At 42.4% G+C, this 26,381-nt stretch carries 25 protein-coding genes; 9 read left to right on the forward strand and 16 right to left on the reverse strand.

Going from position 1 to position 26,381, the window contains the following annotated elements:
- Positions 1-75 precede the first annotated feature (75 nt).
- The 4 genes from P6709_RS09255 to P6709_RS09270 all read left to right on the forward strand — a co-directional run bounded on the left by P6709_RS09255 (position 76) and on the right by P6709_RS09270 (position 2,911).
- The gene (locus P6709_RS09255; RefSeq protein ID WP_278240635.1) at positions 76-1,044 is read left to right on the forward strand and encodes an ABC transporter substrate-binding protein; all 969 of its coding nucleotides are present in this window, start codon (positions 76-78) and stop codon (positions 1,042-1,044) included.
- 195 nt (positions 1,045-1,239) lie between these two features.
- Entirely contained in the window at positions 1,240-1,674 is a 435-nt protein-coding gene (locus P6709_RS09260) for a peptidylprolyl isomerase (protein ID WP_278240636.1), read from the forward strand.
- Positions 1,675-1,819: 145 nt separating this feature from the next.
- Complete coding sequence (locus tag P6709_RS09265; RefSeq protein ID WP_278240637.1) at positions 1,820-2,008, forward strand: hypothetical protein; 189 nt, start codon at positions 1,820-1,822, stop codon at positions 2,006-2,008.
- Between the two features lie 276 nt (positions 2,009-2,284).
- Positions 2,285-2,911, forward strand: a complete 627-nt coding sequence (locus P6709_RS09270; RefSeq protein ID WP_278240638.1) for an NUDIX hydrolase — start codon at positions 2,285-2,287, stop codon at positions 2,909-2,911.
- A gap of 259 nt (positions 2,912-3,170) precedes the next feature.
- Here P6709_RS09270 and P6709_RS09275 read toward each other — a convergent pair whose 3' ends face one another.
- Both P6709_RS09275 and P6709_RS09280 read right to left on the reverse strand, forming a co-directional pair.
- The gene (locus P6709_RS09275) at positions 3,171-3,662 is read right to left on the reverse strand and encodes a DUF1648 domain-containing protein (protein WP_278240639.1); all 492 of its coding nucleotides are present in this window, start codon (positions 3,660-3,662) and stop codon (positions 3,171-3,173) included.
- Positions 3,663-3,722: 60 nt separating this feature from the next.
- Entirely contained in the window at positions 3,723-4,736 is a 1,014-nt protein-coding gene (locus tag P6709_RS09280; RefSeq protein WP_278240640.1) for a S66 family peptidase, read from the reverse strand.
- A 420-nt stretch (positions 4,737-5,156) separates the two neighbouring features.
- Here P6709_RS09280 and P6709_RS09285 point away from each other — a divergent pair, with 420 nt between their 5' ends.
- The gene (locus P6709_RS09285) at positions 5,157-6,416 is read left to right on the forward strand and encodes a S8 family peptidase (protein ID WP_278240641.1); all 1,260 of its coding nucleotides are present in this window, start codon (positions 5,157-5,159) and stop codon (positions 6,414-6,416) included.
- Between the two features lie 681 nt (positions 6,417-7,097).
- Here the strand turns inward: P6709_RS09285 and P6709_RS09290 are convergent.
- Complete coding sequence (locus P6709_RS09290; protein ID WP_278240642.1) at positions 7,098-8,477, reverse strand: Glu/Leu/Phe/Val family dehydrogenase; 1,380 nt, start codon at positions 8,475-8,477, stop codon at positions 7,098-7,100.
- Positions 8,478-8,837: 360 nt separating this feature from the next.
- Between P6709_RS09290 and P6709_RS09295 the strand changes: the two genes are divergently transcribed.
- Positions 8,838-9,905, forward strand: coding sequence for a two-component system sensor histidine kinase NtrB (locus P6709_RS09295; RefSeq protein WP_278240643.1), 1,068 nt, complete (start codon positions 8,838-8,840; stop codon positions 9,903-9,905).
- Between the two features lie 43 nt (positions 9,906-9,948).
- On the opposite strand, the gene P6709_RS09300 is transcribed toward P6709_RS09295, so the two are convergent.
- The 5 genes from P6709_RS09300 to P6709_RS09320 form a co-directional block, all read right to left on the reverse strand.
- Positions 9,949-10,683, reverse strand: coding sequence for a hypothetical protein (locus P6709_RS09300; RefSeq protein WP_278240644.1), 735 nt, complete (start codon positions 10,681-10,683; stop codon positions 9,949-9,951).
- Between the two features lie 488 nt (positions 10,684-11,171).
- On the reverse strand, positions 11,172-11,855 hold the full coding sequence (locus tag P6709_RS09305) for a Na-translocating system protein MpsC family protein (protein ID WP_278240645.1): 684 nt from the start codon (positions 11,853-11,855) through the stop codon (positions 11,172-11,174).
- Between the two features lie 790 nt (positions 11,856-12,645).
- On the reverse strand, positions 12,646-13,503 hold the full coding sequence (locus tag P6709_RS09310) for a DUF1206 domain-containing protein (protein WP_278240646.1): 858 nt from the start codon (positions 13,501-13,503) through the stop codon (positions 12,646-12,648).
- A gap of 84 nt (positions 13,504-13,587) precedes the next feature.
- Complete coding sequence (locus P6709_RS09315) at positions 13,588-15,426, reverse strand: LTA synthase family protein (protein WP_278240647.1); 1,839 nt, start codon at positions 15,424-15,426, stop codon at positions 13,588-13,590.
- Positions 15,427-15,715: 289 nt separating this feature from the next.
- Positions 15,716-16,480: a MerR family transcriptional regulator gene (locus tag P6709_RS09320; RefSeq protein WP_278240648.1), complete on the reverse strand. Its 765-nt coding sequence runs from the start codon at positions 16,478-16,480 to the stop codon at positions 15,716-15,718.
- 158 nt (positions 16,481-16,638) lie between these two features.
- On the opposite strand from P6709_RS09320, the gene P6709_RS09325 reads away from it, so the two are divergent.
- Positions 16,639-16,854 (forward strand): helix-turn-helix transcriptional regulator, encoded by a 216-nt coding sequence (locus P6709_RS09325; protein WP_278240649.1) that lies wholly within the window; start codon positions 16,639-16,641, stop codon positions 16,852-16,854.
- Positions 16,844-17,317: a hypothetical protein gene (locus tag P6709_RS09330; protein ID WP_278240650.1), complete on the forward strand. Its 474-nt coding sequence runs from the start codon at positions 16,844-16,846 to the stop codon at positions 17,315-17,317. The genes P6709_RS09325 and P6709_RS09330 overlap by 11 nt, the downstream gene beginning before the upstream one ends.
- 191 nt (positions 17,318-17,508) lie before the next feature.
- On the opposite strand, the gene P6709_RS09335 is transcribed toward P6709_RS09330, so the two are convergent.
- The 8 genes from P6709_RS09335 to P6709_RS09370 form a co-directional block, all read right to left on the reverse strand.
- Positions 17,509-18,219, reverse strand: coding sequence for an ABC transporter permease (locus P6709_RS09335; RefSeq protein WP_278240651.1), 711 nt, complete (start codon positions 18,217-18,219; stop codon positions 17,509-17,511).
- Entirely contained in the window at positions 18,216-19,064 is an 849-nt protein-coding gene (locus P6709_RS09340; RefSeq protein WP_278240652.1) for an ABC transporter ATP-binding protein, read from the reverse strand. Before P6709_RS09340 ends, P6709_RS09335 begins: the two co-directional genes overlap by 4 nt.
- 144 nt (positions 19,065-19,208) lie before the next feature.
- Positions 19,209-20,246, reverse strand: a complete 1,038-nt coding sequence (locus tag P6709_RS09345; protein WP_278240653.1) for a LytTR family transcriptional regulator DNA-binding domain-containing protein — start codon at positions 20,244-20,246, stop codon at positions 19,209-19,211.
- Positions 20,247-20,322: 76 nt separating this feature from the next.
- Positions 20,323-21,105, reverse strand: coding sequence for an alpha/beta hydrolase (locus P6709_RS09350; RefSeq protein WP_278240654.1), 783 nt, complete (start codon positions 21,103-21,105; stop codon positions 20,323-20,325).
- A 100-nt stretch (positions 21,106-21,205) separates the two neighbouring features.
- Positions 21,206-22,165, reverse strand: a complete 960-nt coding sequence (locus P6709_RS09355) for a DMT family transporter (RefSeq protein WP_278240655.1) — start codon at positions 22,163-22,165, stop codon at positions 21,206-21,208.
- 335 nt (positions 22,166-22,500) lie between these two features.
- Positions 22,501-23,148, reverse strand: coding sequence for an MOSC domain-containing protein (locus tag P6709_RS09360; RefSeq protein WP_278240656.1), 648 nt, complete (start codon positions 23,146-23,148; stop codon positions 22,501-22,503).
- Between the two features lie 28 nt (positions 23,149-23,176).
- On the reverse strand, positions 23,177-23,689 hold the full coding sequence (locus P6709_RS09365) for a GNAT family N-acetyltransferase (protein ID WP_278240657.1): 513 nt from the start codon (positions 23,687-23,689) through the stop codon (positions 23,177-23,179).
- An 80-nt stretch (positions 23,690-23,769) separates the two neighbouring features.
- Positions 23,770-24,150: a MaoC family dehydratase gene (locus P6709_RS09370; protein ID WP_278240658.1), complete on the reverse strand. Its 381-nt coding sequence runs from the start codon at positions 24,148-24,150 to the stop codon at positions 23,770-23,772.
- Positions 24,151-24,299: 149 nt separating this feature from the next.
- On the opposite strand from P6709_RS09370, the gene P6709_RS09375 reads away from it, so the two are divergent.
- Entirely contained in the window at positions 24,300-25,718 is a 1,419-nt protein-coding gene (locus P6709_RS09375; RefSeq protein ID WP_278240659.1) for an NAD-dependent succinate-semialdehyde dehydrogenase, read from the forward strand.
- Positions 25,719-26,381 lie beyond the last annotated feature (663 nt).

The following is a 26,381-nucleotide window of genomic DNA, read 5'->3' on the forward strand; positions in this document are numbered from 1 at the left end:
GTCGTTTGACACGGAAAATGAAAGTGATTATCATTACCATTGAACCATCTAATCATACATGCTGGAGGAAGAAAAATGAATAGTCTAAAGAAGCGTTCACTTATTTATACCCCCATGTTCTCATTTGCACTGATTTTTGGCGCATGCTCCAATGCTGACGAGAATAATTCTGGCACAGAAAATAACGAAGATACCGATTCAGAGCAAGCAGCGGAAGTTACCCTGGAAGATGCTACAGGAGAAGTAACCATTCCAACAGATGCTGAACGGATTATCGCCCCTTATATGGAAGACAGCCTGCTGTCTCTTGATATTACACCTGCCGCTCAGTGGGCCATTGGAACCAGCGTCTTAGATTATCTTCAGGATGATCTTGCCGACGTTCCAACCATTGAATGGAACCTGCCGCTTGAAATGACGATTGAAGCAGACCCTGACCTTTTACTTTTCAGCTCTCAGGCTGCAATGTCAGAGGGCTCGGCTGACGAATATAGTGAAATTGCCCCAACCTATGTTTTTAGGGATGAAGAAGGAACCGACTGGCGCAAACAGATTGAAGTAATCGGTACTCTTACACAAAACGAAGAGAAAGCTGAAGAAGTTTTGGCGGACTATGAGGATACAGCGGCAGAAGCATCTGATCAAGTTGAAGAAATGATCGGAGATGAATCAGCTGCAATGGTATGGGTAATGGCTGATCAATTCTACATTTTTGAAGAACAGCGTCATGCTGCAAATGTTTTATACGGAGATCTTGGCATTTCCGTTCCTGCATTTATTTCTGATCTTGGTGAAACGGAAGCAGCGTGGAACCCAATTTCGCTTGAAGCAATGGCGGATCTGGATGCAGACCACATTTTCCTTATTTCATCAGAAGACGAAGCAGGCTTGACCCGTTTACAGGAAAGCTCACTTTGGCAAGGACTTCCGGCAGTTCAAAATGATCAGGTGTACAACATTACTGATTCAAGCCACTGGAACCTTACCGGCAATATTGCAAACCGGCTGACGATTGAAGATGTCCTTGCGGAGCTTGGCAGCTAAATTATATATCACCTTATCTAAAGCCCGGATCAGGCATCTGACCCGGGTTTTTTATTCAATCTGCTAAACATGAATAAAATGGGTTCTGGCTGAACTCACCCCGGACCCATAGGCTGCTTTCTTTTATTTCTATCTTTTGTGAAAACGTGGTAAGATGTAAATCGATAGAAAACCTTTTTAAGGAGTGACATACGCATGTCTAAAACAGGTACAATTGAATTAACAGACGGCAGCAAACTTGCATTTGAACTTTATCCGGAGGAAGCTCCCGGTACAGTAGAAAATTTTGAAAAGCTGGCAAACGAAGGATTTTACGATGGACTGAACTTTCACCGCGTTATTCCAGGCTTTGTAAGCCAGGGCGGATGTCCAAATAAAAACGGCACAGGCGGACCAGGCTACACGATTAAATGTGAAACAGCAGGAAATCCCCATACTCATGTAGCCGGTTCTCTTTCCATGGCGCATGCTGGAAAAGATACAGGCGGAAGCCAATTCTTTATTGTACATGAGCCACAGCCGCATCTTAACGGCGTTCATACCGTGTTTGGCAAAGTAACAGAGGGATTAGAACACGCGTTAACAATGGATCAGGGTGCAGGAATCAATTCGATTCGAGTATCTGAATAATTCATATGAAAAAAGGCCTTCACACATTCCAGTGAAGGTCTTTTTATTATGTATGCAAAAAAGGAAACAGAATCTGAAGCGTGAAACACCCTTCTGCCCCCATGACAATATAGTAATACAAAAGCATGGAAGGGTTGGTTTTAAGGTGAATAATCATTATATTGCCGATCCTGTTGACTCGGCACTCGGTCTCCTTGATATTATCGTTATTCTTCTGGTGGATGATGATCCACTAACAGGCATTGTTCTTTTACTTCTTTTAAAAACCATTACAGATAACCGTCTGATACGAATTTTATTTATTCTTCTGCTCATTGCTTTAAGCAGCACTTAGAAAAAGCTTCTTTCAAATCCGTAAATAACAGGGATCAGAACTGCCCCCTGCCATGTCGCAGAACCAATTCGGCGATAATTTCAACTCTGTCATTCTGCCCTCCTCCCCTTTCTTCTTACATTAAAAACCCCATTTTCTTCTTTTTTTATCTCGTTGAATCTTTCCGAAGAAAATGCATTTGAATAGAAGTGCTGAAAAACAGAGGATGAAATAAGAATAATTCTCTGTTTGATATACTGGATATGTTTCCTACATACAAACGATGGAGGTTTTCCTGTGGAAGAAGAGCAATTGTCCATATTTAACGAAAAAGAAGAGAAAATCGGAGTGTTACCCAGAAATCAGGTACATGCAGTAGGAGCGTTGCACGAAACATTTCATTGCTGGCTAATAAGAAAATCCGAAAATCAAATTTACCTCTATTTTCAGCTTCGAAGCCCCGAAAAAAAGGATTTTCCTTCACTTCTCGATATAACAGCAGCAGGCCATCTTTCTTCATCTGAATCAGTAGAGGACGGGACAAGAGAACTTGAGGAAGAGCTGGGTGTCAAGCTTCCCTTCACCTCACTTCAACCGCTTGGCACAGTAAAGGAAAAATTAAAGAATGGTCTGGAAACAGACGCCGAAATTTGCAGAGTCTTTTCTTTTGAGATAACACAAGAAGTAGAGTTTACTCTTCAAGACAGTGAAGTCAAGGGACTTTTTCAAGTTGAACTTGATGCTTTTGAAGAATTAATGGAAGGGAAAAAAGAAGGAATTTGGATGAATGGTTTTGAAGAGAGTCAAAACGGCCGGTATAATGTGGATAAATTTGTGAATAAAAAAGACTTTGTTCCCCATCAACAAGAGTATTATCACTTCATACTAAAAAAAATCAAAAATTTGTACAGTTATCCACAATGATTCCTGCCCACCTGATCGGTCAAAAAGAGGCTGGGACAGAACTCAAACAAGTTTAAAAAATGAGGATCTATTTATTAGTAGTAGGTGAGCGGAGCGGAGGGTGGCGGCTCCTGCAGGATATGACGCTTGCTTGAGACCCCGCAAGGCGCAGTCTGAGGAGGGCTCAGCGCCGTCCCTGCGGAAATCGTCCGCCTGAAGCGAAGTGAACCGGTCGTAGAGCTTGAGACACTTTTGTCCCAAGCTCTAAAAAATGTTTCTGTCATTCCCTGAGTGATCTAACCAAAAATATAAGGACCGTACCGAATAGTAATCCATTAAATACATAAATAAAACCTGTTCCAAGGCCATCTGATTGCTGTAAACCCACTTGCGCAGATTGCAAGGTTATATAACTGAATAAGACTAAAATAAGATTTTTCAACACATTGATCATCATTCTTGCATTTCGATATTGATATTTCACATTATCTTCTGTTAATCGAAGATAGTTATACACATGTGGATAACGCTCTAATATGGTCATACCTACCCATAGAATTACTCCAATTAATGGCAGCAGCAAAATAAACCATGGTGAAGACCAGTCATCAGGCTCTCCTGCTGCATTAAAGTGGGTTGGAATCTGATCCGGCAATGAGGGAGCGTGAAAGAAGAGGTAGACTAATAATGCTGTAAAAATTAGAATTGCTGCCACATTGAGCCCTTTTTCCAGAGGTGTTTTCGGTAAGTTCAATACAGGCCGCTTATCCATAACTTCCCCCCTTAACTTCTTTATACTTTATACGTTTTCAAGGGGGGAAAGTTTCAACCCTTATGTAAAAAACTGTTCTACCTTTCCCCGTCCATTAGAAGCAGTCACTTCAGCAAATGCACCGTTAACGAATGTCATTTGAGGAGGCTGGTGACCGCAGTCTATATCATATACAATTGGGATCTCTAATTCTTCTGCAAGCACCGAATAAACATCTTCCACAGTGTAATTATCCACAGGCTCACTGGCTGAACTTCGGCCAAACAATAGTCCCGCGCATCCAGTAAACCACCCTGCAAGCTTCAGCTGTACAAGCGTTCTTCTCAGCTCTGCTGCATTCATTTGATCATTTTCAAAATACCATACTACCGGCTCTCCCAATGTAAATTGTTCTCTAAATTCAGTTACATTTCCATATGGGGTTCCTGCAAGATGGCGAAGGACATCTAAGCAGCCGCCAAGTAACCTTCCTGAAAAAGATTCCTCTTTTCCTGAAATCGTCTTCCACTCTGTTTTCTCAGTCAAATGAAAGATGCAGGAAGTTGGATTGGCATGATCCCATTCCTTTTGATAGCTGGAAGAAGCATATTGTGCAACTGATTTTCCTTCCATAGTAGAAAGAACATCCAACCATTTTGCTGTTGTTTCATCCATCATTTCTCCCCGAACATCCACAAAATTGGGTCCGTGAGCAGTAGCAAGACCGGTCTTTAAGGTGATCGCGAGAAGCAGTACACTTATGTCTGAATATCCCATAATCCATTTTTTATCGAGTTTCTTAAAATCTGTGTATTCCAGCATTTCAATCAAGAGTTCTCCACCCCATAGAGGAACGATGTGATGAATCGACTGCTCCTTCATCATGCTATTAAATTCTTTTGCCCGCAGCTTTGGAGATGCTGAGGCTGCTTTATTCTGGGACCAGACTGTCTGGCCGATTACCGTTTTGAAGCCTCTTTTTTTCATTCGTTCAGCTGCCTCTCGTACGACTGGGTGCAGGTGTTCTGGAGCACCGGAAGAAGGAGCGGTTATTCCAATCGTTTCTCCTTTTGAAAGTAATGGGTAATAAATCATGTTAAACCCTCCGTTTCTTAATCTATTGGTCTATGCCTTTGAGTTTAGTCTATCTTATCCCTTCCTTTAAATGAAGAAAATTAGTAATTTAAGGTAATATAGCAGGCTCAGCATAAGGTAAGTCTATTAAAATTCTAAATATTACGATAAATTTTTCTTGAAATATTGATAAATTCTTTGAAATTTCCCAAGTAATAAAAATTTGTTTTTCTGAGTTTTTGGTATGAAAAACACCCGAAAAGTCCCGTTCCTTCTATCCTGTTTTGATTTCTTTTAAATTCAAATAAATATATAGGTTTCTCTCCCACTCTCTTTCCCCCTGCCTTTATACGGCTTATTTTTCCCAATAAACAAGTAGAGAAGGCTCTGATAGGATGGTCTCAGGAACAAAAATATCATAAAAAAAGAGGAGTGAAACATTTGAAAAGAACCAACAAGCTTTTCATGAGTGTCTTGTTAACTGCCAGTCTAGTAATTCCAGCTTATTCATCTGATGCATCAGCTGCTCCAGGCAGCAACGAGAAATTTAGAGTCTATGTGGAAGCAGTGAGCAAATCTGCCAAGAGCACTGTAAAGAGTCAGCATAAAGCACGCTGGGAATTAACTGAGAATGGCTTTTCAACTGAAATGAATGAAAAGCAATTTAACGCACTGCAAAAAAACAAAAATGTTAAACTGACACGCGTCCAGAAAGTTACAGTAGACACAGCTGTGAGAGCATCAAATAGTGAGGTGAAAGCAGCTGAATACCCTTCGCAGCAAACACCTTGGGGAATAAAAGCCATCTATAACAATGCGAACCAAACCTCCACGACAGGAGGACAAGGGATCAATATCGCTGTGCTGGATACAGGTGTAAACGTAAATCATTACGATTTAACAAATACAGTAGAGCAATGCAAGGACTTTACACGTGCCACTCCAATTACGAATGGGACCTGTAATGATGCAAATGGCCACGGAACACACGTCGCAGGGTCAGCACTTGCTGACGGCGGAAGTGACAAAGCTGGCATATATGGTGTAGCACCGGATTCGGACCTTTGGGCTTACAAAGTACTTGGGGACAATGGATCAGGCTACTCTGATGATATTGCAGCAGCCATCCGTCACGCTGCAGACCAGGCATCAAGCACCGGCACGAAAACCGTAATCAATATGTCTCTTGGCTCAGCAGGAAATGATAGTCTAATCTCAAGTGCCGTGAGCTACGCATACAGCAGAGGAGTTTTAGTCGTTGCTGCTGCCGGAAACTCCGGTTACTCACAAGGAACAATCGGCTATCCAGGCGCACTTCCACAGGCGATTGCAGTTGCTGCACTTGAAAACAGACAGGAAAACGGAACATATCGTGTGGCCAACTTCTCATCACGTGGCTACGCTTCAACAGACGGTGATTATGTCATCCAGCAAGGCGATATTGAAATCTCTGCACCAGGAGCAGCCATCTACTCTACCTGGAATAACGGAGGCTACAATACAATCAGCGGAACATCCATGGCTACACCTCACGTAGCAGGACTTGCCGCAAAAATCTGGGCACAAAACCCGAACTGGTCAAATGCCCAGCTGCGCACCAACCTGCAAAACCGCGCAAAATCAGTTGACATCAAAGGCGGCTACGGAGCCGCAACAGGCGACGACTACGCATCAGGATTCGGATTCGCCCGAGTGAACTAAAGGATGCTGAAGTGGGCGTTCAGGGGCGACAAGCATAAGACGACCTGCACGGCCAGGCGCTCTTTGCCTGCTGGGCAGGGTGGCTTATGACCTCGAGACCCTGCCCGCTGAAGCTCGACTAGCCAAGGATGCTGAAGGCGCTCGTTCAGCCCCGACAAGTTTAAGACGCACTGACAAGCTGGCCGCCCTTTGCCAACTAGTCAGGGTGACTTAAAACCTCGAGGGGCTAGCGCCTGAAGCTCGACTAGCCAAGGATGCTGAAGCGGGCGTTCAGGGGCGACAAGCATAAGACAACATGCACGGGCAGGCGCTCTTTGCCTGCTGGGCAGGGTGGCTTATGACCTCGAGACCCTGCCCGCTGAAGCTCGACTAGCCAAGGATGCTGAATGCGCTCGTTCAGCCCCGACAAGTTTAAGACGCACTGACAAGCTGGCGCCCCCTTGCCAACTAGTCTGGGTGACTTAACGACTCGTGGGAAATGGCGCTAAAACACCAAATTAATACAAATACTTATTATCGCAAGTACCTGCCGAATCCGTTACAATAAAACGTTTTACAAGCAAAGGACACGACCCCGCCAAGGTCAAAGCAGTGAATACTTTTTCAAAGCAACTCCCCCTCCCTATAAATAGAAGGCCGTTCTCTATCAAGCAGAGCTTGTAAGAGGACGGCCTTTATGTTTTAGTACAGCTTTCCCTGCTTATACAATATGGTTGATAACTTCATAACCGAATGAATATAGCAGTTTTGCCGGAGTGAATGGGGATCGCCAAAATATTGAGGCAGGATCGTATCCATCGTGTGCTGCATTTTATTAAACAGCTTTACGAAGATTTGATCCTCACTGTAAAATTGCGTTTCCCTTCCTTGCAGCCATTCAAAATAAGAAACGATTACTCCTCCTGCGTTGGCGAGGATATCCGGAATAATAATGGTTCCTTTTTTATTTAAAAATTCATCTGCCTCTGCGGTAACAGGGGCATTTGCACCTTCCACAAGGATAGAAGCTTTTATTTTCTCCATGTTTCCACTGTGTACCTGGTCTTCTAGAGCAGCGAGCATCAGAACATCTACATCAAGTGTTAAAACTTCATCGCGGTCCAGCAATTCAGCCCTTACACCGCTTTCTGTCAATGCGTGTCTTGATGACGGCAGCTCTCCCTTATTTTTGGCTGAAAACTCAACTAATGAAGGGATATCCAGACCATTTTCATTGAACAATGTGATGTTGCGATCACTTACCGCTACTACTTTATTTGGCAGCATCGGACATTGAAAGGCCTCGAGGGCTGTTACAGATCCCACATTTCCGAATCCTTGCACAGCAATTTTTAATGACCGGTTAGAAGCCTGTAAAGCGGTCTGGGCAAAAGGATTGTTTATAGAAACTAAATCTTCTCTGTGCTTATTAACATAATCGTGCATCATATAGCGGTAGGTAAAATAAACCCCTTTCCCAGTCGCTTCTCTTCTCCCCAGCGATCCTCCATTTAAAACACTTTTCCCTGTGAAACTTCCTCTGTATGGAAGTCCCGGTTTTATACTTTTATATTCCGCCATCATCCAGTCCATTTCACGTTCTCCAGACCCTACATCCGGCGCCGGGATATCCTTATCCGGACCTATAACATCCGCAAAATACTGAACATATTTTTTGGAAATAAGATTTAATTCCTTCGTCGTTCTTGCTCTCGGATTAAGTACAATTCCCCCTTTTCCTCCGCCAAAAGGAACACCATGAAGGGCGTTTTTCAATGTCATCAAAAAAGCTAAATTAACAACTTCTTCTTCATTCACTGACTCGTGAAACCGAATTCCTCCTTTATAAGGTCCCAATGCATCATTATGGTGAACGCGAAAAGCGGGAATCCTGACAACCTGCCCATCCTCAAGTGGAATCCGCAGAAAAGATTTATGTATTTTGTTGGGTGTGGAAAGAATGGCTGCTAAAGAAGTAAATGCCTTTTGCCGCGTTTCTCCTTCCAAATCAGAGATAAACGTTGAATCTTGCATCAAAGCATCTAAAGAAAGCTGAACGATCGATCTTGTTTGTTCCTGCATGCTGCTCCCACCTTTTTCTTTTTATTCTGAATAAAGTGTATCATAAGATAAGCGCTTTCAAAAATGATTAGGAGCACTGCTACTCTTTACTTACTATCATCCTTTTTTCTTTCGATGTAAAAATAAATTAAATAAATATATTTATAATTGCTAAATAATGTTATAAAATATGAAAAAGATTAGCTTCTACTCTTAATTAAATCTCATTCACAAATTCTTATGAGAAGCCGCCATCGTCCCCTGATATAACTTCCAAGACTTCCTTGAACAGTGTTCTTTAGAATAGGGAGTTAAAATATGCAAGCGTTTGTTCAATTCAATAAAACATGACCTCAAACCTTTCAAATAAGGGGATATAAAATGGAAAAAACATTTAGCAAGACTGACTCTGCCAAGAGCCAACAGGAAATGTACCGGGATATTTTGGAGTATTCAGTTGAAAACATTATGATACATACCAATTTTAAAGTGCTTTATGTAAATGAAGCATGTTCCCGTTTTTTAAGATGCTCAAAGGAATCTGCAAAGGGAGCATGTGTGCTGGAGTTATTTGAAGAAGAAACGAAGAAATTAATTCAAACCAGAATTGAAGAAACGATGAATGGCACGCAAAAGCCCAGAAAAACAGAAGAAACCATCACCCGATTTGATGGGTCGAGAATAGACGTTGAACTTCACTGTAATCCAGTGATGTATGGAAATCAAAAGGCTATTCAAAGCGTTTTTCGAGATATCACGAAAAGAAAAGAAGCGGAACGGTGGATGAAGGATCAGGATAAACTTGCTTCAGTAGGACAAATTGCAGCTGGTATTGCACACGAAGTTAAAAATCCTCTTACAGCCGTTAAAGGATTTCTTCAGCTGCTTGAGGAATCCCATCCTCATGCCTACTTAACGACAATGAAAAGCGAACTCAATATCGCAATCAACACCCTGACAAATCTTTTACATGTTTCAAAGCCGGACCTTTATGAAGAAGAAATTGTTCCTATTTACCTATGTAAAGAGCTCGACGCCCTCCTGCTTCTTTTTCAGGATCGCTTTTATGATATTAAAGTGGAGCTTCATTTAAAAGATACATGTGTATTTATACTTGGAAAAAGGAATCTATTCTTAAAAGCTTTCTTTAACCTGTTTAAAAACGCCATTGAAGCTATTGAAGGAAGCGGCAAAATTACAATTGAACACTATGTTCACTATGAAACCGTACATGTGAAGATGCACGATACAGGCGTGGGGATTCCGAAGGATAAAATAAACCTGCTTGGCACCCCTTTTTATACAAGCAAATCACAGGGCACAGGTCTTGGTCTGACCCAGGTTTTTACTACCATCATTGATCACGGCGGGACCCTTACTGTACACAGCCATGAGAATTGCGGTACCACTTTTCATATCCAGCTTCCTACTAATCAAAGCGTTTCGTAATACCTTGTACACCTCCGGCAAAATGGGAGTGTGTATTTTTTTGCTATACCCCCTGCTTTGATGCAAATAGACGAATCTGATCCTCCAGCCTGAATAAAAACTCATGGATAAAGAATGGTTTTATAAAAATTTGATCATTTTCTACATTTTGATAGTCAATAAACCACACGCATTCTTCGCTTGGCAGAAAAAAAATAACTTGTTCCAATTTCATTTTTCCTTCACTTGAAAAAAGAAAAGAGAAATTATCCAGCTCTTTCTTATTTAAATTAAAGTCATAAAGAAATTGACGAAAGGCAGGCGGGGCACTGCGGTCCTTCATTACCTCTTTCACATAATCAGGACTCATCTGATGCAGCTCATCAAAACTGTCTGTAGTTAACTCAATAGTGAGAAACTCCATATCGTCTATAAGTTTCCTGCCCTTAAATTCATACCACCCTTGTAAAGCTGAACAAAGACTTTCACTATGAGGGCGATAGGAAAATCTGTGCTCTCCATTTTTCACTTCCTGAATCAGCATGCTCTCCCCCTCAATAAAATGAATAAACTTTACACCATTCTCCTGAATCCATCTAATCTTTCTATGTGATTTTTTGAGATTGGTAAAAATGTTTTCAAGTTCATTTGAGAAACCAGCTGATTTCGCAAAAAAATCCGTGTCTACCTTTGAGGTGAGATTGAAGAACGAACGTGTATCCTCAGCAATACAGTCGTAGCCGCAATGGTCTAATGCAGCAGTTAGTTCTTCATGTGATAAGCAAATGGCAGAGTTCATCTTGTCACCCCTCATGTTCTGTATGATCTATATAGTAAAAAGTCGTATAGATCATTTAAGATAAACAGTCGTTATCCAATATCTTCTATTTTAAAAGATCCGCCATTTCATAGCAATAAAGTGGTTGTGTCTTTTTAAAAAAGAGTAGAAAGAACCGGTTTATGCATTAGTGCAGCAGGTGATTTGGTCTATTAAACGTGACAGAATCCGTATGCTCTCCGGCCCGAAAAAAAAATAGACTTATCCAACAAAAAAGAGCCTGGGACAAAAGGTCTCTAGCTCTTCGACTGGTTCGCTGCACTTTAGGTGGACGCTATCCGCAGCGACGGCGCTGAGCCTTTTTGGGCCTTGTCCTGCAAAGTCTCAAGCAACCGTCATATCCTGCTGGAGTCGCCACTTTCCGCTCACCTCATACTATAGATAAATCCATAAACTTTTATGAGTTTTATCCAAACCTCTTTTATCTTATATAAGGTTTACAAACGCGTTTAATCGGTTACTAAAACAATATAGCCGATGTCCTCGTCGAAATCCCAATCCACAAAGATTTCCTGAATTTTCTTTTTCATGATTTCTTCGAGACGCGCTTCACGCACCAGCTGTTTTTCCATGGGACGTTTCGTTAAAACTAATTCTTCAGCATAACCGTTTGAAATTAATTCCTTTTCTATCCGCACTAATATTCCTTGTCTTTTGGCTACGATTGTACGATCACTTAACCAGTACAATTCAGTTTTTTCAGGAGTCTTCTGACCTTTTTTTGTTAGCAGATTAACTTCCTGCCGGAAAGCTTCTTTGTCAACCTCATCCGGCCATGGCACCGAAGATTCGTCTCCGCTGTTCATTACTCCAAGGATCATGCCTGCCTGGTCTTCAAGAGACCAATTAAAATAAAGCTTATCGATTTCGACAGATATCATTTCATTTAAGGATGCCTTCATAATGGGTAATATATTTTCCATGATTAAATCCCGTGTTTCTTCCACACGGTTAATTTCATTTCGTTCAATCAGCACACGTTCCATCGGGGCCATAAAATCTCTCAAATGAATCGTGATAAAAGGCTGTTTATATGTTATATAAATAGACGTCGGTCCTTTTCCAAAATGGTCTCTTAAAAGTTTCCCCACATACCTTACCATCTCTGAATACGTTTCTGCTTCTATCTTCAAATAAAGTCTCCTCTCGTACAAAGACAATAGCTCCCAGCTAATCTATATAGTACAGATAATAATGAAAAAAAGAAATGTCTTGAAACTGGGAAAACTCCCTGATAATCTCCCACTTGCTCTCTTTTTACTCCATCAGAACAAATACGGAATGTACAGCTACCTTTGGCAAAAATCACAGAGGCTATAGTAACTTTCTTCTATAAGCTGCTCTACATACGCATAGCTGTAAGTGAATTCCCGGTAATCCAGCGAACTTGCATTGAATTCGCAGCGGCTTCCTGTCAATGATGTCCGGTGAATTGATTTAGTATCATGGTCAATTAAATAATTCACGAAGACCCCATCCCTATCCTTTTTTTATAACTGCATCTCTGCTTGATTTCTATTTATGTTTTATACACGCCTTTTAATTTGCACAGACACCCATCATATATGTATAAATTTAGAAAATAAAAAAAGCCGAAAAGAACCATTAGCGGTTCTTTTCGGCTTATGTCCAGCTCTATTGTCCAGCTCATTTTACCTACTGTGCTATATAAAATAATTATGTTTGGTTTTGCAATTAAGACAAGGTGGCTGCATTTTTACATACATCGGAAACACTACTGTTTTCCTGCCTCTTTATTTTACTAGAATGGTGTAATAGAGTAAAGAAGCTTACCAAATTCTTTTCTTCTTCACGGCGCAAGAAAGCAGTAAACATGAGCATGGGTATGCTCTCTGCCCCTCAAAACGTGTGGAACTGATCTTAATTTAAAAGAGGGTTTATAGCGTTAAGACCAAAACCGTATCAAGACTCATTTTTCCCAAAGTTCATTCGCGCATATCTTCCCCGGATAATTTCATAAATACCGTATAAAATTAATCCAACTGCAACGATTCCCAGCAGAATCATTCCATAAGGCTGCTGTGCAAGCTCAGAAAGTGCTCCATCCAATCCTTTTGACTGATCCGGATCGGCAGTATACGCCGTTTGGATAAAGAAAAAACCAACCATAGCCAGAACAACTCCTCTGGCGATTAACCCGAGTTTCCCTGAGTTTCTGGCGATTTTTTTCTCATGCTGATTCATGTCTTTTAAAATAAACTTACTCATAAACCGCTCTTTCCATCCGTTATAGAATTCGTAGGCTGCATAGCCGATAATAATGGCTCCTACCAGTCCAATAATCCATTGGCCAAAGGGCTGCTGAAGCAGTTTGGCAGAGATGGTCTGCTCTGAATTTCCGCCACCGCCGCCGGCATTCATGGCAATTCTAATGGCACTGAAAGCAAGACTTCCATAAATAATTCCGCTGACAAAATACCCGATTCTCGTAACGATCCCCTTTGGATCCTTTCCTTTATGTTCAGGATCCATGATCGCACGCACAAACTCCCAAATAATATATCCAATAAGACCAATACCGATAATCCACAGCAGAACTTCACCAAATGCCACTCCTGCCAGTGATTGAAGCGCGCCGCTTGTGTCTGTTGCTTCACCGCCTGCTCCGATCGCTGCCATAAACGCTAAAATACCAATTAATCCATAAACAGAACCTTTGGCCATGTAACCGAATCTCCCGAGCCTTCTGACCCAGGGTTTTACCTCTTCACCCGCATCTTCAGCTTTGTTTTTTGCCTGTTGAGTAGTTGCACTGCTCAAATCGTTCACCTCTTTCATTCTATCTACATATTAGATGCCCTTTTAATCGGAAAGAAAAACCTGCTGGTAAAAATAAGCAGGGTTTTATTCCAGTTGTTTTAATCCATTCTTTTTAATGATTAAATCTGACAGTTGCAGCTGCTTTTCTGCTTCCTTTACCATCGCAGCACAGCGATCAGTTTCAACCTTTTGTTCAGTCTCAAGTGAATAGCAGGTGCCATTTCCACTTTCATTCCAAAGATTCGATTCATAGTAATAGCCGTCGTAAACAAATGACCCGTCCCTGAAGGCTGTAACTCCTTTTTCTTCAGATAGAAGAGACGTCCCCATCATGAAATCCGGCTGAATTCCGGCTAAAGAAAGAATGGTTGGGGCTACATCGATTTGTCCGCCGCTTTTCTCTACGATTCTTCCCTCTTCACTCGAAGCCGGCTTAATAAAGAGTGGCACCTTTCTTCCGAGCTCAAAATAATCAACAGCGGTTTCTGCGTTTTCATATTGCGCCATTTCTCTGTCCTCTTTAAACAATGCGCTGTCATGATCTCCGTATACGACAATCATTGAACGGTCCCATAACTCTTCTTCAATCAATTTTTCTTTCATTGCACCAAATGCACTGTCTACGTAATGAACATTATGATAATAATTACGGAGAATTTCTTCGTCAAATAAACCGAAATCGAGCGTCTTCATATCATCAGGGAATGAATAGGGCGTATGGCTCGTTAATGCCACCATAAAACTGTAGAATGGTTCTTCCATGCCGGACATTTTTTCAACACCTGTTAAAAAGAAGTCTTTATCATTCAGCGTAAGCCCAATCTCCCTTTCATCCGGAAAATCGTCAATACTGTAAAACTCATCAAATCCAAAATTCTCATACATTTGATCCCGGTTCCAAAAATTCGGTCTGAACGCGTGAAAAGCGGCAGTTTCATAGCCCTCATTACTCAGCTCTTCCGGTAATGAGCCAAAGGAATGGCCGGGATATCTTGTGTAAACTGATCCTGATTTTAAAGGATAAAAAGAGGTGTTGATAATGAATTCAGCATCTGACGTACGTCCTTCATGTGTTTGATGATAAAAGTTGGAAAAATAGATCGACTCATCTTTGAACTCGTTTAAATTTGGCGTGACCACTTGACCATCAATTTCCTGGCCAATGACGGAAGACTGAAAAGATTCCAGCTGAACGACAATGATATTCGGCAGTTCATCCACTTCTTCTGTCTTCTGTGCTTGCTGTTTTTCTTCTTGGAAAGAGAGGATTTCTTCTTTTTCTTCAGCAGAAAGCTCCGCATCCTCAAACCAGGCCTCATCCATCTCATTCACAATGTCTACAGCATGATACCCGATCATGCCTGTCTGATAGTAGTTCTTTAAATTTGATATAGGATTTGGTTCAATAAGCTCTCCGTCCCTTGTAAGAAGCAGCGGTGTAAAAAACAACACAAGTCCTGCTGCTAGTGCGGCTAAAGGAGCTGTAATTCTGGACTTTCTGCTATAAGATGGAATTGTCTTTTTCCGATTAATGACCAGAAAAACGAGGATGATGAGTGCGTCCAGAAAAAACAGAAAATCGTACCATTGAATAATGTCCTGCATCCCTCCGCCCACTGCATCCATCTGCGGTAGCTGAATTACCAGCGACACGGATAACAGATCTGTGAAGTAACGGTAATACCAGCCGTTTGACACAATCAAAAAACTGATCAGCACACTGAAACCGACAAGCATCCATCTTCGTTTTTTTGGAGCAATGGATAAAATCCAAAAAGACAACAGAAAAGCACTGCCTAAACTGACAATTAGCATATAAAAACTAAAATATGTAGTAGTTGCAAGGCTGAATAAGTATAATTTAAGTAGTAAAAAACCTACATAAAGAAAGTAATCTCCATACTTGCGGCCAAACTCTTTCATCGAATCCCCCTATCTTCCTGCTCCTACTAATACCCTCCCACATTCATGAAAAAACTATGTGCGGCATATTCTCTTTTTTTAGAAACCTGGAAACTGAGGTTGGGGGACATTATGCTGTTAACATGTGGGCTGAGAAGAAGGCGGCATCTACAGCAGGGTATAGCGGCAGACTGGGACGTCATAGTGGAGGAGCCCGGGAAGGACTAAAGCGGAAATCCTCTCGCTGCAGAAAAGGGAAGGGGTAAAAACCTGAGACCACCTGGCCTCAGGCTCTTTAATGAACAGCTATTTACACATCATCCTTGCCTTTCTTTATTCTGCGGTCTGCGTACACAGCCATCGATTGACGCAGAAATTCAGAGAGGCCCTCGCCAAATTGGTCGATGTTTTTCGTGAATCTTTCATCGTTCATGTACATTTCACCAAGTCCTTTAAAGGCTTGAAGCGAATAATTCCCAACTTTGTTTAACCAAAGATACCATTGATGGATTAATTTCTGGGCTTCCTCTCCATCTGCTGCACCATGGCGGACTGAGGCGATTTGCCGGTAAAGCTCTTCCATTTCGTTTTGCATATTCTGTTGTTCTAATGCCGTGAGTTTATCTGTTTTTTCTTTCGCCTCATCAACCTTCTCGTCTCCCCAGCGTTCTCTTGCTTCCTTTTCATACGGATTGTGGCTGAAATCAAAGCCTTCAAACTTTTCCTTTTGACTCATCTTAATCTCTCCTTTCATATGAAGAATGGTTTTATCGATGGAAAAAAGCAGCTGATCAAGCCGTTTATGTTTTTCCAACAGGAGTTTTCTGTGCAGCTCCAATGCTTCCTGACGATTGTAATCAGGCTGGTTCATCATTTCTTTAATTTTCTTCAAAGGGAAATCCAGCTCACGAAAAAACAAGATTTGCTGTAATGTTTCCAGATTTTCCTCAGAATACAGGCGATAACCGGTTTGACTTAGTTGATCTGGAATCAGAAGTCCTATTTCATCATAATGGTGCAGTGTGCGCACACTGATGCCAACCAGATCAGCTACTTCCTTTATTTTAAACGCCATTCAAAATCCTCCCTTCGATTTCATGATAGAGTATCCCGTTACGTGAGAGTCAACTAAATAATTGAAATTTTTATGTTAAATTGACTTTACATTTTGTTAACTCAACTATACAATAAAAGTATAAATGTTAAGTTTATTTAACATGAGGTGATAATAGTATGCTGATAAAAAATCGGGTGAGGGAATTGCGTGCGATTCATAAACTGACACAGGAGGATCTTGCCGAAAAAGTGAATGTGACGCGGCAGACGATTGCTGCAATCGAGAAACAGGACTATATCCCTTCTCTGCTTCTTGGACTGAATATCTGCGAAGTATTTGAAGTGAAGATGGAAGAACTATTTTGGCTGGGAGGAGAAAATATTGAAAAATAATAGTACAGTAATGACCATAATTAACATATTGGCTATTTTATGTGTAGGCTGGCTGGCGACTGCATTTTATAAGGGCAATGAATCATTTGCAGATTTTATATGGAATCAAACAGAAGAGTTTTCAGTTGAGATTCCGCTTGTCCCCTTCATTGCGATCGGACTGCTCGGCGCTATGTCCTATATTCTTATGAAAAAGCTTTCCAAACGAAAGAAAACATTTAAATCCTTCTTCCTGCCCCCGGAATTTTCTGAGCAGGATGAAAGAGAACGAGCCATTACAGCTAGGGCCTGCAGAAATTCATATATTTTCTTAACCTACTTTGTCCCATTGATCGTTCTGGTTTTAGCTTTTGAACCGGTTTATGAACGAATCTTCCCTTCTCTCAGCATTTGGATTGTTCTCCTAATCCCGCTTGTACAGTATTTAAGCTATTATTTTACAATCCGCAGGCAGGAAAGCTGAATTTGTGACATTTACCTATACAATTGGATTATTTCCCGGAAAATAATCGAATGAAGTCGGTAGTGGTCTGATCAGGTGAACTAGTGGAAGGTGGCGACCTCACGGAGAAAATGCCGTATGATAAAACACATTGAACCGGTCAAAGAGCTTGTGACACCTTGTCCCAAGCTCTTGTTTGTTTTTTTTATAAATTATTTGTCCACCATTTTCTTTTGATACACTGCCACAACCAGGGCCGAGACCCCAATTGTCCAGGCGGTTATAATTAATAGTGCGGCCCAGCCATCCCCGAAGCCTGCCCCATTTTGAACGGCGTATCCAAGATCTACGAGCTGTGAATTCGGCAGGTATTCTGCTACCTTTAAAATAGGATACTCGTCTGAAAGCTGCACGGCGAAAGAGCTGAATGAGAAAAATAACAGCACAGGCAGTATAGCAACAGATGCTTCCATAACGGACCGTGTAATTAGCCCGAGCAGAGTGCCGATCCCCAAATAGAAGAGAATGGAAACAAACAGTGCAGCCACAATCAGTAAAGCATTTTCAGGCTGATAGCCGATCAGAAAAGCTGAAAATATAAGAACAATAGCGGATATCAGGAAGCTTACGAGACTCTTTCCAATTAGGATTTCACCTGTGCCTGCGGGCGAAAGCATAAGTCCGCGAAGAGTGTTTTTCTCTTTTTCTTCTGCAATCAGTGCGGATTGCGTAAACGCTGCGATAACGGTCAGTGTCAGGTTGAAGACCATAAAGACCATATCAAGGCTCTGCACACCCATTCTCCCGTAAAACGCTGCCAGGAAAAGTGGGAGAAAAATCATAGATGAAACATACAAATTTTTCGTGAAATCCTTATAATCCTTTTGAAATATAGCCATTGTCCTTTTTATGGATTGATTCATGAAAGCTTCCTCCCTGTCACTTCAATAAAAATATCACCCAGCGTTGGTTCATTTGATTGAATCCCAGCTACTTTATTCACATTCATATACTCGAATAATTGCTGAGCCCCTTTTGGACCTTTTTCAATCATCACTTCTGTTCCGTCTGTCAATTCAACCTTCAGCATGTCATTGCCAAATTTCTTTTTCAGCACTTTAGGCTCTTCAAGAAGCTGGATGGTGCCATTGTTCAGGAAAGCTACACGATCACATAACAATTCTGCTTCATTCATGTCATGAGTGGTTAAAAAGATTGTCGTTCCTTCACTTTTTAATTTCTCAAGCCCCCGGTAGATATGTCTGGAATTAACCGGATCCAAAGCAGAAGTTGGTTCATCCAAAAACAGAAGTTCCGGTTTATGCAGAAAAGATCTGGCAAGGATCACGCGCTGCAGCATCCCTTTGGAAAGAGCGGAAACCTTTTTCTTTTCTTCCCCTTTTAAATTCACCATTTCGATTACTTCTTCAATTCTCGTTGCTGGCACATCGTATAAATCACAGTAAAGCTTTAGGTTGTCCCAAATGCTTAATCTGCTGTACAGACCGGAATTATCGGTTAACACGCCAATTCTGCGGCGGTAATGGTTTTGCTTTATTTGTTCTGCAGGCACCCCAAAGACATAGGCTTCTCCGTCTGTTTCTCTTAATTGAGCGGTGAGGATTTTAATAGTTGTTGTTTTGCCTGATCCGCTTGGACCTAAAAAACCGAATGTCTCCCCTTTTTTCACTTCGAAAGAAATATCCTTTAATGCTGTTTCATTGCCGAAAATTTTAGCCAGCCTTTTAACTTCTATAATGTTTTCCATGATACGCCCCCTGCTTTTATAAGATGGACTCAGTCCTTCACTTCCTGATTTCATCTTATAAAAGTGTGGGTGACTCTGCATTAAAAGAACGATGAAAGGATGTCCGGGGAGGTTGAATAGCGCAAAAAATGCCTTGAATGAACACTATTTAAGGCCAAGCATCTCTTTTAATTCGGCCATTTTTAATTTTGAAAGCGGGATTGTCGTGCGATCTGTCCCCTCAAGCACCAAACTGTAACTGTTTCGCGTCCATGTAACGACCTCTCTTACCTTCTGCAAATTGACGATGTAGGAGCGGTGGCAACGGAAAAATCCAAACGGAACGAGCCGCTTTTCAAGATCATTCAGTGTAAACGTACATGGATATACTTCCCCCTGAACACTCAAGTTCGACTGCCCCTCGCTGCTTTCAACAAAATCAATTTCAGGAGGATTAAACAAGATAATTTTTTCATTTATCTTTGCTGGAATCTTTTCAATTTGAACAGGCTGACTGACCCCATGGTCTTCCCTCTCAGGTATTTCTTCACCACTGGATTCATCCTCCTCGAGTTCAACATCCAGCCTATGCAGCCCCTTTTCATCCAGACGGTGTACGTGCTCCGTCATAAATAATGCACTTTCCATGTTCCCGGTTAAAAGAAGAATGCTTTTTCCTTCCTCTTTTAATGCCTCTGTTACTTTTTTGATCACTCGTCTTGTTTCGAGGTCCACATTTTGATCAGGCTCTTCTAAAATGAGTACAGGCTTGTTCTCAAGCAGAAGACGGGCAAAGTGGACCCTCCTTTTTTCAGAAAAAGTGAGGGAGGAAATTCGCTTTTTCTTTAGATGCTCGAGCTGAACGAGACGAAGAATTTCATCTGAAGTACGAGAAGATAAATGCAATTTTTTCCAAAATGTAATTTGCTCTTTTACCGTCAATCGTTCGTATAAGCCCTCTTCAAGAAACATAACTGATAATTTGCCATTATAATTTTTAAAGTCAGAAGCAAGCTTGTTTCCGGATATTTCTATGCTGCCACTGGAAAGAGACATACCACCGGAAAAAATATCCATTAACACACTGCGTACATTCAGACTTGAATGAATGGCTGCTGTTTCACGGACCTTGATCTCCATACTGAAGGGAGGAAATACAACAGAATCGCTGCTGCTTTTTTCTGCGTTTATAATTTTAATCATTTAACCCTACACCTCAAAATCATTGATGCCGCTTAAAAATCTTCCTGATTACCATCAGCTGATTTTTGACCGGTTACTATCCCTTTTCTATCGGCAGCCAGTTTAAGACATCCTGTATTTTTTCATCCCAGTAATCCCAAGCGTGCCCCCGCCCAGCGTCCTCCATATAGACATGATCAAAAGACGTTTTCGAGCAGGCATAATTGAATCGTTTGTTTTCCTCATAAAGGTGATCATCCGTTCCACAGCAGTGAAAGAGCATTGGTTTCGGTCCGGATTCCTGATTTCTTTTTTCCAGCAAATAGAAAAGATCTTCGTCGGTTTGAGCAATTTGTTTGTTTCCAAAAATTAAGTGGTAATCATGATAAGGCTCACCTGAACGGCTTTTAAACCCGGCAATATCCATAACCCCTGACAGGCTGGCAGCAGCTGAAAATCGATCCGGGTGGCGTAATGCCAGTTTAAACGCTCCGTAGCCGCCCATTGAAAGACCCGCTGTAAAGGTGTCTTCCCTTCTGTCTGAAAGCGGGAAGAAGGATCTCGCAATATCCGGCAGCTCTTCGCTTATAAAGGTCCAGTAGCGCTGACCCTGTTCCATGTCCGTATAGAAACTGCGGTGAACCTGCGGCATAACCACCGCGATTCCCAGTTCAGATACATAGCGCTCAATGGAAGTTCTGCGGATCCATGCGGAATCGTCATCAGACAGTCCATGTAAAAGAAACAGCACCGGATAAGGACCCTTTGCTTTTTTTCCGGTCATCCCGATTTGGTTGGTCGTATCCTGAGGAAGAATTACCTTCATCGACGTATTGATCCCGAGCGCTTCAGAAAAGAAATTACAATCAATCAGTGCCATAAAAAAAACTCCCTTCTTTTTCCTATACTCTTAGTTTATCTTAACCTTGAGTGGAAATGTAAGAGAGTCCTAGTCTTATAGTAAAAAAATTGAAACCTGATTAGGAATAATGACGATATCTGCCGGTTTGGAGCGCTTTTTCACGCAGCTCTGCCCTTTTTATTTTTCTTGAACGGATCCAGTGATCAATGGCTCCGCTTCCTGAGACTACCCCTGCTACGATAAATAAAAAGCCGAAAAGCTGTTCCATATACAAATCCTCATTTAAAAGAATAGCCGCACCTGCGATGGAAAACAGCAAATTCAAATTCGTAAAGACAGCTGACTCACTTGGCCCGATCAAACGGATGGCATTATTGTAAATCATATGCCCTAGACAAGTAGCGAAAATAGCCGATGAGAAGAACAGAGCGTATTGATAACCCTCTCCCTGAAGCAGCGAAGCAAATCCTCCAGGTTCTGTTGCGAAGCTGATGCCCATCAGGATCACAGAGCCGGTTATCATCATCCAGCCTGTTAAAAGCAGTATGCTCATCGAAGTAGAAGTCTTTTTAATCAGTACAAATGAAATTGCCTGAGTCAGACCAGCCATGAAAATAAATAAATCTCCTGCTGCGACGCGAAATGCTCCCTGGCTGCCAGCCATCACAACGAGCGCCACACCTGCAAAGCCGATGATAATTCCAATGAGCTTCAACGGTGTAAGCCTTGCCTTTAAGAAAATCATCGCTGCAATGGCAGTTAAAATAGGTATTAAGCCAAGAATGAGTCCAGCATTAACGGCTGATGTAAGAGTCAGACCGATAGATAAAAAATAGTGATGCCCTACGACATTAAACAATCCTACTCCTGTGATTACTCCGAATTCCCGAAGCGTTGGCATCCTCCATTTTTTCATAAAAGCCAAAATCAGAAGCACACCGCTTCCGGCAGTTAAAATCCGGATGGATGTCATGGCAATCGGATCAAAGGATTGAACGAGTATCTTTAAAGCCACTACATTCAAGCCCCACACCACCATAAGACCTGTAAGCCATATATATACATTAGAAGCCTTCATTTCTTCACACCTGATTTCTTTCGTTTTGCGAATAGAATTGATTTCTACATCCTACCATGTTTTGTTCCCCTTGTGTGAATAAAAGAAAACATAACTAAAAGAGCTTGGGACAAAAGTGTCTCAAGCTCTACGACCGGTTCACTGCGCTTCAGGCGGACGCTTTCCGCAGGGACGGCGCTGAGCCTTTTCAGGGCGTTGCCCTGTAAAGTCTCAGCTTGCCGTCATATCCTGCAGGAGTCGCCACCTTCCGCTCCGCTCACCTACTACTACCAATAAATAGTTTCTCGTTTTGTAAACTTTTTTGAGTTTTGTCCCAGCCTCCTGTTTTGCAGGTATTACAGCTTCCTTCTTTTACTCAACGTCTCTCGTAATGTTTTTGACAGGGCTTCAACAGATAGGATTTCTTCTACTTCTTCTGCTGAGGCCTTTTTATTCCATTTCACCCGGTTTACCTCGGCAACGGTGATGCGCTTTTCGTCCTGACTGATCAGGATCAGCTCATCATCCGGCGAGACCCATCCCTCTTTAAGCACCCTGAACATAAAGCCTGTATAGCCTGACTTCTGCATTCTTGCCACCAGATCCGGGATATTGTATTTTGCTGCAAGCTTATAGCACGGCTGCCTTGGCTCTGTTACCTGCAGCCGGGCTTCCCCAAGGGCGAAGATATCACCGATGTGCGTGTTCTCCTCAGTCAGACCGATTGTCGACAAGTTCTCTCCAAACAATGCCTCTGTTTCTAAAAACCCGAGGAGGTCCTTCCAATAACTATAATATTCGTAAGGATACTGGCAAACGGCTTTTTCTGTGCCGCCATGATCTTTATAAGCCTGCTCATCCTCTTCCATCCCTAATTTATGCACCCATACCCGATGGTTCACCGGACGCTTCCGTATCGCTGAATCAAAGGTTTTGCTGCCGAATGTCAGTGTTTCCGTTTTCCCCGCATTCAGGGAATGTACTTGGTAAACTGTGCGCTCCATCGATTCCCTCCAAATAACCAGTATATGCTTACAGCCGGATGTCTCGCAGGCTTTCCCAGCCGTAAGCTGTTTCGTTATAGCCTTTGCCTTCTATCTCCAACACCTGATGGGACATCGGGGTGCCGCCAAGCTTTTGATAAAACGCACAATAAGGGTTCTCATCAAATGCCCACACATAAATTCCTCCGTCTCCCGTCATAGCAAGTGTTTCAATGATCTTTGACACAAGCATTTGTCCAATTCCTTTATTTTGATGCGGCTTTAAAAGATAAATGGCCATAATCTCATAGGGGTGATCAGGAAAATCTGATTCTCTTGATTCGCCTGCAATCGCAAATCCTATAATCTCGTTATCGATCTCAGCCACCCAGGTACAGGCCCGTTCATCATCAAAATCTTTTTCCCACTTTTCCGCCAACCGGTCCTCAGACATTCCATCAAGAAATTTTTGATCAATCAAACCTTTATATGTCTCTCGCCATCCCTCGATCTTCACCCTGCTGATTTTTCGTGCATCTTCGCGCGCAGCCTTTCGAATCATTACGAAAACCTCCCGTTAAAGCGTGATACCCATATTTCTTCCAGCTTTATCTGTTTTTTAAAATTGGGCTTAAAACGGTCCTATTTGTCTCGTATAATTCCTTCACTGGATGCAGATAAAACCTCTTTTCCATTTTGATTTGTGTAAATGGAGGTTACATTAACCAAACTGAACCCCTCTTTTGGGAGAACATCTGTCACCATTAGTTCGCATGTAATCGTATCTCCTGAAAAAACTGGACGAAGAAATCTGCTCGTCATTTCTCTCGCTATATAATGCAGATCACCGCCAATTTTTGTGCCAATGCTCGCAGTCAGCAAGCCGTGAACCATTACTCTTCCATTCTCGTCTTTTTCGGTGTGATGCTGACCCAGATCACCTGTCAGTTCACCGAAAAGCTGGATGTCTTCCTCCGTGAAAGTACGCTTCCATGTAAATATATCCCCTTTGTCTACCGGCAAAATCGTTCGCCTCCTGCTATTCTCTTATGTATATAGTATAGCTCATCATTTTCTAAAAATGAACATTCATTCACTCACGTTAAAATGATTTAGATGAATAAATTAGGGTACTTACATAGTAAAGAAATTCAGGTTAGGAGTGGATCGTTTTGGATCGATATTCTTTATTTATTGACGGAAAAGAAACAGGACAGGATTTACCTGTGATTGAAATCACTAACCCTGCAACTGAAAAAGTCTTTGCCACCGTTCCCCAGGGCGGCAAACAGGAGGCCCGGAGCGCTGTCGATGCTGCCCATGCTGCGTTTCTTCCCTGGTCTAAACGGACAGCATATGAACGAAGTGAATTGCTGCTAAAATGGGCTGCACTGATTGAGGAAGAGACGCAGGAGCTTGGGAGAATCATGACGCTCGAACAAGGAAAGCCACTGAAAGAAGCGGAGGGAGAAATTGCTTACGCTAACAGCTTTATAAAATGGTTCGCAGAAGAGGGCAAGCGGGTGTATGGAGAAATGATCCCGGCCTCCAAGGAAAATAAGCGGATCTTTGTACACAAACAGCCCGTCGGCGTAACGGCTGTCATCACACCATGGAACTTTCCTGCTGCGATGATTACCCGAAAAGTGGGACCGGCACTTGCTTCCGGCTGCACGGTTGTGATCAAACCGGCCAGCTCGACTCCACTCACCGCAATCAAGCTCGTTCAGCTCGCTGAAAAAGCAGGAATACCAAAGGGCGTCATCAATCTTGTCACAGGAAAATCCTCTGAAATCAGCGAAGAATGGCTACAGGACAAACGGGTCAGCAAAATTACATTCACCGGCTCAACAGAAGTAGGCAAAACCTTAATGAAAGGCGCCGCTGATACAGTAAAAAAACTTTCTCTTGAGCTTGGCGGTCACGCCCCTGCCATTGTCATGGAAGACAGCGACCTTGATAAGGCGGTAGATGGAGTAATTGCCACTAAATTTCGAAATGCCGGTCAAACCTGTGTATGTGCCAACCGCATTTATGTTCATGAATCCATTGCAAAAGAATTTACCGAAAAGTTCACCCAAAAGGTTAACAAACTGAAGCTCGGCAATGGACTTGAAGAAGGCGTGGATCTGGGTCCATTAATCAATCAGGACGCAGTGGATAAGGTAAATGAGCATATTAAAGACGCAAAAGAAAAAGGAGCAAACCTAGAGCTTGGCGGATCCGTCCGGGAAGGCTTATATTTTGAACCGACTGTATTATCAGGCGTTACAGACGACATGCTCTGCATGAACGAAGAAACATTTGGACCAGTAGCACCGATCACCACTTTTGCATCGGAGGAAGAAGTGATCCAACGGGCAAATGACACGATTTACGGACTAGCAGCTTACGTATTCACAGAAAATATCGCAACCGGCATCCGAATCTCTGAAGCACTCGAATATGGCATCGTCGGCTTAAACGACGGACTCCCATCAGCAGCTCAGGCACCGTTCGGCGGATTCAAGCAAAGCGGACTCGGCCGCGAAGGCGGACATGAAGGCATCGACGAGTACTTGGAAACAAAATATATTTCACTTGGACTTTAAAAGCATGCAAAGCCGCCGTGGACTCTGTCTTTATGGAATCTACGGCGGTTTTTTTAATCCTGGTGCCTACGCAGAAAAACCTTTTTTACTTTCTATTGGCTAAGTGAAGTAACAATAGAATAGGTTCATTGCAGCGGAGGCCGGGGACTCCTGTGTGATGAAGCGGGAAGGGTGAGACCATGCCGATGCGAAAGCATCAAAGGGGCTCACCTCCCGCCACGCGGAAAGCCTCCGGACGAAGCGGAAATGAACCGGTCCTATTCCCTTTTTCAAAAAATACATTGCTTGCCAAAAAACAGTACACTGTTGTTCTACTCTATAAGTACAAGTGAAATGACAAAAGAATAGGTTCATTGTAGCGGAAACCGGGGAGAAGCGGGAAGGGTGAGACCATGCCGATGCGAATGCATCAAAGGGGCTCACGCTCACGCCACGCGGAAAGCCTCCGGACGAAGCGGAAATGAACCGGTCCTATTCCCTCTTTCAAAAAATCAGTGACTGACAAAAAGAACAGTAGACAGCTGTTCAATATTATTAGTCCTAATGAAATGATGAAAGAATAGGTTCATTGCAGCGGAGGCCGGGGACTCCTGCGTGATGAAGCGGGAAGGGTGAGACCAAGCAGATGCGACAGCATCACAGGGGCTCACCTCCCGCCACACG

This window comes from Jeotgalibacillus sp. ET6, from assembly GCF_029667115.1.
Lineage (GTDB): Bacteria > Bacillota > Bacilli > Bacillales > Jeotgalibacillaceae > Jeotgalibacillus.

Bases quoted from the DNA above. Each gene is read 5' to 3' on its own strand.
- P6709_RS09280 (WP_278240640.1), bottom strand. From the start codon at position 4,736: ATGATTTATTACCCATTACTTTCAAAAGGAGAAACGATTGGAATAACC.
- P6709_RS09360 (WP_278240656.1), bottom strand. From the start codon at position 23,148: ATGGAGCGCACAGTTTACCAAGTACATTCCCTGAATGCGGGGAAAACG.
- P6709_RS09345 (WP_278240653.1), bottom strand. From the start codon at position 20,246: ATGATTAAAATTATAAACGCAGAAAAAAGCAGCAGCGATTCTGTTGTA.
- P6709_RS09320 (WP_278240648.1), bottom strand. From the start codon at position 16,480: ATGGCGTTTAAAATAAAGGAAGTAGCTGATCTGGTTGGCATCAGTGTG.
- P6709_RS09260 (WP_278240636.1), top strand. From the start codon at position 1,240: ATGTCTAAAACAGGTACAATTGAATTAACAGACGGCAGCAAACTTGCA.
- P6709_RS09300 (WP_278240644.1), bottom strand. From the start codon at position 10,683: ATGAACTCTGCCATTTGCTTATCACATGAAGAACTAACTGCTGCATTA.
- P6709_RS09355 (WP_278240655.1), bottom strand. From the start codon at position 22,165: ATGAAGGCTTCTAATGTATATATATGGCTTACAGGTCTTATGGTGGTG.
- P6709_RS09335 (WP_278240651.1), bottom strand. From the start codon at position 18,219: ATGAATCAATCCATAAAAAGGACAATGGCTATATTTCAAAAGGATTAT.
- P6709_RS09290 (WP_278240642.1), bottom strand. From the start codon at position 8,477: ATGCAGGAACAAACAAGATCGATCGTTCAGCTTTCTTTAGATGCTTTG.
- P6709_RS09295 (WP_278240643.1), top strand. From the start codon at position 8,838: ATGGAAAAAACATTTAGCAAGACTGACTCTGCCAAGAGCCAACAGGAA.
- P6709_RS09315 (WP_278240647.1), bottom strand. From the start codon at position 15,426: ATGAAAGAGTTTGGCCGCAAGTATGGAGATTACTTTCTTTATGTAGGT.
- P6709_RS09275 (WP_278240639.1), bottom strand. From the start codon at position 3,662: ATGGATAAGCGGCCTGTATTGAACTTACCGAAAACACCTCTGGAAAAA.
- P6709_RS09365 (WP_278240657.1), bottom strand. From the start codon at position 23,689: ATGATTCGAAAGGCTGCGCGCGAAGATGCACGAAAAATCAGCAGGGTG.
- P6709_RS09350 (WP_278240654.1), bottom strand. From the start codon at position 21,105: ATGGCACTGATTGATTGTAATTTCTTTTCTGAAGCGCTCGGGATCAAT.
- P6709_RS09340 (WP_278240652.1), bottom strand. From the start codon at position 19,064: ATGGAAAACATTATAGAAGTTAAAAGGCTGGCTAAAATTTTCGGCAAT.
- P6709_RS09325 (WP_278240649.1), top strand. From the start codon at position 16,639: ATGCTGATAAAAAATCGGGTGAGGGAATTGCGTGCGATTCATAAACTG.
- P6709_RS09255 (WP_278240635.1), top strand. From the start codon at position 76: ATGAATAGTCTAAAGAAGCGTTCACTTATTTATACCCCCATGTTCTCA.